The organism is Actinoplanes couchii (genome assembly GCF_016862075.1).
GTDB lineage: Bacteria > Actinomycetota > Actinomycetes > Mycobacteriales > Micromonosporaceae > Actinoplanes > Actinoplanes couchii.
This window is the reverse complement of the sequence record NZ_BOMG01000006.1, coordinates 136,774-145,581: the sequence shown is the minus strand read 5'-3', so window position 1 is coordinate 145,581 and position 8,808 is coordinate 136,774. Positions and strand designations below refer to the sequence as shown.

At 72.8% G+C, this 8,808-nt stretch carries 3 protein-coding genes; all 3 read right to left on the bottom strand.

Annotation, left to right across the window (positions count from 1 at the left end):
* Positions 1 to 948: GlnX family signal transduction membrane protein (locus Aco03nite_RS01720; RefSeq protein ID WP_203792767.1), on the bottom strand; the 948-nt coding region annotated here is incomplete at its 3' end.
* A gap of 76 nt (positions 949 to 1,024) precedes the next feature.
* Positions 1,025 to 2,227, bottom strand: a complete 1,203-nt coding sequence (locus Aco03nite_RS01715) for an esterase-like activity of phytase family protein (protein WP_203792766.1) — start codon at positions 2,225 to 2,227, stop codon at positions 1,025 to 1,027.
* Positions 2,228 to 2,280: 53 nt separating this feature from the next.
* On the bottom strand, positions 2,281 to 8,694 hold the full coding sequence (locus Aco03nite_RS01710; protein ID WP_239144838.1) for a DUF3320 domain-containing protein: 6,414 nt from the start codon (positions 8,692 to 8,694) through the stop codon (positions 2,281 to 2,283).
* Positions 8,695 to 8,808: the final 114 nt, after the last annotated feature.

Genomic DNA, 8,808 nt, shown 5'->3' with positions numbered 1-8,808 from the left:
GGTGGTGCCGGAGCCAGTGGTGGTGCCGGAGCCGGTGGTGGTGACGCAGGGTGAGTCGCCGGTCAGGCAGGCGGCCTTGGTGGTGAAGTCGTCGCGGTAGTAGGAGAGTCGGTCGCTGACCAGGTAGCGGCCGGTGTCGGCGCCCGCGTCGTAACCGACCGCCCGCATCTCGGACAGCGCCAGGTAGGGCATGAGCCCGTCGTCGCGCCCGCCAGCCAGTTGCCGGGCTTGCACCTGCAGCACCACGACTGCCGAGGCCAGCAGCACCAGGCCGAGTCCGGTGGCGGTGATCAGGGCCAGGTTCCAGGTGCGGCGGAAGCGGCGGGCCATCCAGATCTGCGTGTGGATGAGCAGGGCGAGCAGGGCCCCGCCGAGCAGGACGACCACGGCGAGGCCGGCGGTTTCGTAGAGCGCCTTGGTCTCGTAGGCCGCGTCGAGCCGGTCGCTGCTGGCGGTGCGCAGTTCGGCCGCGTCGGGCAGGATCCGCAGGTGCAGCAGGTTGGTGGCCTGGGTCCAGTGGCCGCGGTCGTCGGGCGTGGTCAGCGCCTGCCCGACGCGCTGCCGGTAGACGCCGAGGGTGTCCATGACGCGGAGCACGACCGCCGGCTCGGCGGCGGTGGCCAGCAGGAGTTGCAGGTCGCGGTCGACCTGGTACCCGCGGTCCCGGTAGGCGCCGAGCGCGTCGACCCGGCTGCCGGCGAGTTCGTCGCTGTCGCCGGCCAGCAGGATCCGGGTGACCTGGGCGTCCAGGTCGCTGAGGGCGAAGTAGAGGTCGGCGGCGGTGGCGGCCTGCGGCGCGGCCTCCTGGCCGATGACCCGGACCTGTTCCCGCACACCGGCCATGACCAGGGTGAGTGCACCGAACAGGACGATGGCCGCGATCGCTGAGCCGAGGGACGACAATCGCAGCCGGGCCGGTGTCTCGGAGCGGAGGATATTGGCGGGCACGCGGCCACGGTATGCCATTACCGCAATTCCGCGATAGCGCGCCTACCAATTTCCCTGCCGTTAATAAATCGTTTTCCTACCGGCCTTGAGCTGGAAAGATGCGCTTGTCGGGCTGGAGTGAGCGGGGCAACTCAATGGTGATCCACTCATTGTTGTCGGCAACTCCGGCGGTCCGCCCGGAGGAGAACGGGAAGTTGTTGTCGTTCAATACCGCGATGGTCTTCTCGTCCAGGACGACCACGTCTTCGATGGTCTGGAACTGGAAGGTGAACGTGGGGCCGAAGCCGCCGATCCGGCGCGGGTTGGCGACGTTCATCAGGTCGACGAGCAGTGTCTTGTCGAGCAGCCCGTCCCGGTTCCGGTCGCGCTTGTCGGCCAGGTAGAGCCGCTTGATCACGGCGGTGGCGCCCTGGCCGCCGTCCCGCTCGATGATCAGGAAGCGGTTGTCGTCGATCGCGATGGCGTCGCCGATGGCCAGGTTCGCGGCGCCGAGCCGGTAGACGTACCGCTTGCCGGTGTATTTCCCGGTCTTGGTGTCGAACTCGTTGAGCCGCAGGTCGCCGGGGGTGTCGCCGGTGACGCTGCCTTCCAGCAGGGCGTAGAGGTAGCGGCCGGACGGCGATTTGGCCAGGCCTTCGAAGCCCTTGCTGCTGCCGAGGGTGGCGGTGGCGCCGGTGCGGACGGCGGTCTCCGGGGCGGTCACGCCGTCCAGCGGGACCGGGGCGGAGAGCAGCCGGCCGGCTCGGTCGAAGTGCAGCAGGTACGGGCCGAACTCGTCGCCGATCCAGTAGCCGCCGAACGTGTCCTTGACGATCGACTCGACGTCGAAGTCGGCGCCGGTGAGCACCCGGTCGTCGCGGGTCAGTTTCCACGGCACGTGGCCGTCGGGATCGGTCAGGTTGACGCCGCCGAGCACGTCGACCTTGCCGGTGCGGAAGACCGGGGCGAGGCGGTGGATCCGGAGCAGGAAGTCGGCCGAGTTGGCCTGGTTGCCGTATCCGTTGTCGGAGAGCACGTCGTAGGTGCCGTCACCGTTGTCGGCGATCCCGGAGAAGCCCTGCACCGGCTGGTCGGCGAAGGGCACCGGGATCCCGTTGGTGCTGCCGGTGACCAGGCTGCCGGACGGCTCGCTGCCGGGCACGAAGGTGGCCGCCGGAAGCGAGGCGAACCCGGTCAGCGTAGGGGTGGTGACCTGGCCGGGGCCACCGGCGCCGGCCGGGCCGGACAGCGCCGCGGTGAGCGCCAGCGCCAGCGCTCCGATGGGGACGATCTTTCTCATGTGGCCGGACCCTAGACGTCGTGGATGAACCCGCGCCGACGGATCGATGACCGTCAGGCACCGACCTTCTTCCGGGACCGGGACGCGGTGTGGTGCGGCAGGGCGAGCGGGTCGGGCAGGTCGTGGGCGGCGCTGAGCCCGTCGTCACGACGTTCCAGCAGGCCTTCCTCGACCAGGTCGGCGACCAGCCCGGTGAGCCGGTCGTCCAGTTCGGCGGATCGGCGGGCCGCCCAGCCGAACAGTTTCCCGGTCGCGGTGAGCAGGCCGTCCACCTCGATCGCGCCGGCGTCCTGGACCAGGTGTTCCAGGGCCACCCGCAGTTCGGTGTCGGCGATCTGGTCGGCTTTGCGGGACACCCCGCCGGCCCTGGTGCGCACCGACGGCACGAGCTGGCCGGGGTCGCCGAGGAACTCGTCGGCCCAGGTGACCCGGGCCATCTCGGCCTGCTCCTCGATCTCGGCGTCGACCGCGGCCCGGGCCTGCCTGGTGATCGCCCGGATCGCCCAGGCCTCGCGCATCCGCTGCAGGACCAGGCTGATGTGCACCGGTCCCTCGACGGCGGCGATCCGCCGGATCGCGTCGGCCAGGCGGGGGCGGCACTCCGGGTCGGCGAGGCCGGTTCCGGCGGGCAGCGGGGCCAATTTCGCTTTCTGGTACGCGTGGGCCCACTCCTCCGGCCCGTGGTGCACCTCGACCGGTTCCGCCGCGGCCTTCGCGGCCGTCTTCGGGGCCGTCGACTTCTTGGGCGCCGTGGCCTTGCGGGGCGCCGCGCTCTTCTTCGGCGCGGCGGTCGTGCTCTTCACCGGCCGGGCCCGGGTCCGCGGGGGCGCCGGGATCTCGACGGTGGCCTCGGCCGGTGTCTCGGCGGGTGCGTGCGGCTCCGGCGCGTGGAAGTCGGCCACCGCCCGGATGGCGTCGGCCAGCGCGAGTTCCGCCTCCTCCGCCTCGATCCGGGCCGCCTCGACCCGCTCGGCCTCGGCGCGGGCCGCTTCGCGACGGGCGGCTTCGGCCCGGGCGGCTTCGATCCGCGCGGTTTCGATCCGCGCGGTTTCGATCCGGGCCGCTTCGGCCCGCTCGGCCGCGACCCGTGCGGCCGCCGCCACCAGCGCGGCCTCGGCCCGTTCGGCTTCGGCCCGCTGCAGGTCGGCGCGGCTCACCCGTTCGAAGACGGCCGCGGTGACCCGGTTGTCCTCGATCTCCTCGTCGGCGATCAGGTTCCCGGACCGGCCGACGGCGGCCCGTGGCTCCGCGTCCGGGTCGATCTTCTGGAAGACCGCCGGGCGGACCCGGGACACCTCCTCGAAGACCGCGGCCCGGACCTCCGGTTCCTCCTCGGCGGTCCCGGCCCGGGACAGCCGCTCGAACACCGCGGGCCGGACTCCCGGCTCCTCGATCAGCACCGGCTCCTGGACCGGTTCCTCCCCGGCGGGCGGCCCGAACGCCACCGGCAGGTCGAACTCGGCGGCCAGGTCGAACTCGGCCGGGAAGGCGTGCTCCGCCGTCATCGGCTCCAGGTCCGGGTCGAGGTCCATGGTGGGCACGCCGGGCGGAGTGTCCTCCCAGGACAGTTCCTCGTCGTGGGCGCCGGGGAAGGCGTGCGACCACTCGCGGGGCGGTGCGACGTGCTCCCGGGTCTCCTCGAAACCGGCCAGGTACGCCTCGGCGTCCTCCTGCAGGTCGGCGAGGTCGGCGGCCAGTGGGGCGAAACCGTCGAGGGTCTCGACGACCACGACCGGTTCACGCTCCTCGTCCTCGGCCTCGTACTCGTGGTCGGCCGGGTCGGGCAGCGCCGTGCCGTCCAGTTCGGGCGCCGTCTCGTCGGCCGGGTACGCCGCCAGGGCGGCCTCGATCGCCGCGTGCAGCCGCTGTTCCTCGTGTTCCCGGTCCAGGTACCAGGCGGTGCCCCAGATCCGGTGCAGTCGCCAGCCGAGGCTCTGCAGGACCTGTTCGCGCAGCCGGTCCCGGTCCCGGGCGGCGGGCGCCGAGTCGTAGGTGGTGCCGTCGCACTCGATGCCGAGCGCGAACGGGGCGTTGCGCCGGGACGAGGCGCGGACGGCCAGGTCGATCCGGAAGGCGCCGGTGCCGACCCGGGACCGGACCCGGTAGCCCCAGCCGCGGATCACGTCGCGGACCGAGTCCTCGAACGGGGTCTGCGCCTCGGGCCGCGGCTCGTCCAGCCCGAGGGCGGTCTCGCCGCGGGTGGCGTAGTCGAGGTAGGCGGCCAGTGGTCGCAGCTCCTCGGTGTCCGGCAGGTCGTGGGCCCGTACGGTGGAGACGACCTCGACCCGGCGGGTGGCCCGGGTGCTGGCCACGTTCAGACGGCGCCAGCCGTCCTGCCCGCCGAGGCCGCCCAGGTCGTCGCCGATCGCCAGGACGATCACGTCCCGCTCGTCGCCCTGCACGGTCTCCAGGTCCTTGACGAAGAAGCCGTGCAGCCGGTCGTCCTCCGGCGGCACCACCATGTCGGCGACGGCGGCCTCGACCAGCGCGGCCATCAGCGGGGTCGCGGTGATGACGCCGAGGCTGAGTTCCGGCCGGGTGACGAAGTGGTGCGCGACCCGCCCGGCGACCAGGCTCGCCAGGGCGTCGTCGCCGCCTTCCGGGTCGGCCGGGAACATCTGCACCCCGGCGTCCGGTCCGGCCGGGCCGACCGGCGGGAACGTGTTGAGCCGTCCCTGGTAGAAGGTGTGGTTGGCGAACGCGATCAGCGACTCGTGCCGGCTGCGGTAGTGGGTGCCGAGGTCGAGGACGGGGAACGCGGCGCAGCTGATGGCCAGTTCCAGCACCGACCGGCCGCCGCCGGGGGTGGGCATCGCGGTGAGCTGCCGGTCGTCGCCGACCACCACGAACGAGGCGCCGCGGTAGACGCAGGTGATCGCGTCCGGCACCGGCACCCGGGACGCCTCGTCGATGATCACCACGTCGAAGGTGAGATCGGCCGGGACGAGCCGGCTGACGTCGGCGGGCACGGTCAGGAAACACGGCTTGACCGCCAGGGTGGCGTGCCGGGTGCGGCTGATCAGCTCCTGCACCGGCAGGCGGCGGCCCTGCTGGGCGGCGGACGCCCGGACCAGGGCGGCCTCGGCCGCGGCGGCGCCGGTGGGCTGCATCTCGTCGACGGCGTTCATCACATCGGCGGCGGCGGCGCGCTGCAGGCGGGCGTCCCAGAGCCGGAACTCCTCGACCAGGTGGTCACGGGCCGCGGCGTCCAGCGGTGGGAGACGGTCGTCCTCGCGGATCACGGTTCCGGCCCACGACTGGAAGAGCGCCCGGCCGAGTACGGGGAGGATCTGCTCGACGGTCAGGTCCTCCCGGGCGCAGAAGTCGATCACCTCTTCCAGGCCGTGTTCGGCCAGGATCGCGCGGGCCGACTGGTACTCGAACCACTCCTGCTGGCCCTTGGCGTCCGCCAGCAGTGACTCCAGCAGGGTCAGGGCGGTTTCGTGGTCGTCCAGGGCGGCGGTGAGCGAGGCGTGCCGGCGGGGTGCGAAGGCCCGCAGGATCCAGTCCTTGGCGGCCTGCCACTCGGCCACCCGGGCCGGCAGCGTGTCGGTGGGGCGGGCCTCGCGCAGGGCCGCCACCTGGTCCTTGGTGAGGGCGGTGTCGACGCCGCGCCGGATCCGGCGGGCCTCGGCGGTCCAGGCCATCGCCTCGGCCAGCGCCTCCACGTCGGTCTGGGTGCCGCGGTAGGCGGTGCCGAGCATCCGGGCGTACTCGCCGGCGTTGGCGGACAGCGCCGCCGCGGCGTCGGCGGCGGTCTCCCGGAGCAGGCCGACCGACGCCGACTCGGCGAGGGTGAAGTCCCGGCCGGACGCCGAGCTGTACGCCTGGACCAGTTCGGCGGTGGCGGTCAGCGGTTCCACGTGGGCCCGTAGCCAGGTGATCGCGTCGTGCACCGGCCCGGCGGCGAGCTGCGGCCGGGGCGCCGGTTCGGGGGCCGGGCGCAGGGCCGCGGTCCACCGTTCGAACTCCTTGCGGCCCTCCGCGACGATCCGGATGATCGCGCTGTTCGGGGTGGCCGCGCTGACCCGTTCGATGACCGCGGGCAGGGCCTCCGGCGGGGTGACCCGCATGACCTCGTCGGCGGTGGCCAGGGCCCGGCCGATCGCCTCGAAGTCGGTGTCCAGCCGCCGCCAGTGCCGGCCCAGGATCCGGGCGTACTCGCGTTCGGTCTGGTCCAGCTCGTTCAGCGCCTTCTTCCAGGCGGCGGCACTGGACAGGTTGGCGACGGCCTGGCTGCGCTTGACGTCGGGCCGGGCGATCTCGGCGGCGGCCTTCTTGTCCCGCCGGTACGGCGACCGCAGCTTGCCGATGCCCTTGTGCATGTGGGCGAACCGTTCGGCCAGTTCGTCGACCGGGTGGGCCAGCGCGGCCTCGTTGAAGTGCTCGCGGGCCTTGTCCTCGGCGACCCGCACCACGTCGACGGCCCGCTGCAGCATCCGGGACGCGGTGTGCGCGGCGGCCATCCCGGCCACGTCGAACCAGCCCGGTTCCGGCTTCTCCGGCCGGTTCAGCAGGTCGACGATGGCGGCGATCCGGTTGATGTCGGAGAACGCGATCACGTTCGGCAGGCCGAGCCGGGCGGTGACCCGGTCCAGGCTGTGCAGGTTCTGTTCGAGGCGGTCGGCCTCCTCGGCGAACCGGCGGGCCAGGCCGCGGGCCTGGGCGGCGGTCAGCGGCAGCAGTTCCACCGGCGGCGGGGACAGGTGCGCCAGGCTGGGGACGATCGGCAGCTTCGCCGGGGACGGCAGCGCCGACCAGGAGACCCCGGACCGGGCCTTCACCGTCTCCTCGGCCTGGCTCAGCGACCGGAGGTGGCCGAGGAGACCGTCGGCGGTGCGGGCCACCGGTTCCAGGCCGTCCAGCAGCAGCCACTCGTCGGCGGCCTCGGCCGGGCGGCGGGCGGCGTGCCCGACCAGGGTGGTCAGCGCGATCGCGTCGGCCAGGTCCCGGGTCCGGAAGGCGATCGCCAGCCGGTCCTGGCCGGCGGCTTCGAGCAGGTGCTCCAGGGCGGTCCGCGCCTGCTGGAGGCGGGCGTCCAGCCGGTTGCGGTCGACGACGTCGCGCCACAGGAAGTTCTCCGGCTGTACGGCCGGTCGCCAGGCGCGGCCCAGCTGCTCGGCCGCGTCCCGGACCCGCTGCAGCGACTGGGTGGTCAGCGGGACCGGCAGGACCTGCGGGATCGGCGCGGACGCCACGTCGGTCATCTGCGCGCACATGCCCAGCACGTCGTGCAGCCGGTGCCCGAGCGGCTCGCGGACCTCGTTCATCGCCTCGGCGTACGCGTTGAGCCGTTCCCGGTGCTCACGCAGTTGCAGGCGTTCGTCGGTGGACAGCGCGGGCGGCGGCAGCGGGATGAAGTCCAGGGCCGACGAGAGGGCGCCGGCGACCTCGTCCCGCCCGGTCCGGTCGCTGTGCAGTTCGAGCAGGTAGTCGTCGAGCCCGGCGCGGGCCAGCCGGGCCTTGACCACGTCCAGGGAGGCGGCCTTCTCGCTGACCAGCAGCACCCGTTTCCCGGCGTGGATCAGCGCGGCGATCATGTTGGCGACGGTCTGCGACTTACCGGTGCCGGGTGCGCCGCGCATGATGAAGCTGCGCCCGCCCAGGGCCGCCGACACGCAGGCGCGCTGGGCCGCGTCCGCGTCCAGGACCAGCGGGATGTCGTCGGGCGGGGCGATGTCGTCGATGCTGCGGGCCGGGATCGGCTCGAACTTGAACGCGTCGATCTGGGAGCGGGCCTCGGTGGCCAGCGCCCGGATCACCGGGTGGGCCAGGATCTGGCGCTCGTTGTCGACCAGGTCGTGGTAGACGACCTCGCGGTGCACGGTGAACCGGGACAGCAGGATCGCCTCGTCGGTGTGCCACTCCGGGTGCTCGCCGATCGCGGCGTCCAGGCGGGCCCAGAAGACGGTGACGTCCAGCCCGTTCAGGCTCTCCACCCCGGGCAGGACGATGCCGTGCTCCTTGAGGCGCACGGTGAGGGCCGGGTTGACCAGCGGATCGTCCGGCCGGGCCCGCAGCCGTGGGTAGTCGTGCGGGTCGCTGTCGGCCAGGTCGACGGGGAACAGCAGGATCGGGCTGGCGTAGTCCCGGTCGTCGTCCTTCCAGTGCAGGGTGCCGATCGTCAGGTAGAGCGCGGACAGGCCGTACTCCAGCTGGTCGCGGTGGGCGGAGCGGCGCAGCGACCGGAGCGTGGCGTCCATGTCGGCGTCCGGCATCGGGGTCTGGAAGGCGCTGATCGCCCGGGGCCGTGGGCCCTCGGCCTGCTCCTCGGCCCCGAGGAAGCCGCACTCCTTGCCCTGTTGCAGTGCCTCCAGGACGCCGCGCGGGGACGGGCTGTCGATCGCCACCACGCCGGGACCGTCCGGGTCGACGTGGATCAGCGGGTTCGCGGCGGTGAGGTCGAGCAGACCGGTACGCCACGTCTCCAGCACTCCACGGACACGAGCGTCCGGCCGTCCGGTCAAGCCGTCAGCATCATCCCACCGCATCTCCTTATTCCAGCAAGGCGAGGTGGGTCACCGTGGCGCTTTTCCGGGTTAATCCGACGTATCCCACCCAAAAAAGGCGACTAAAACCCC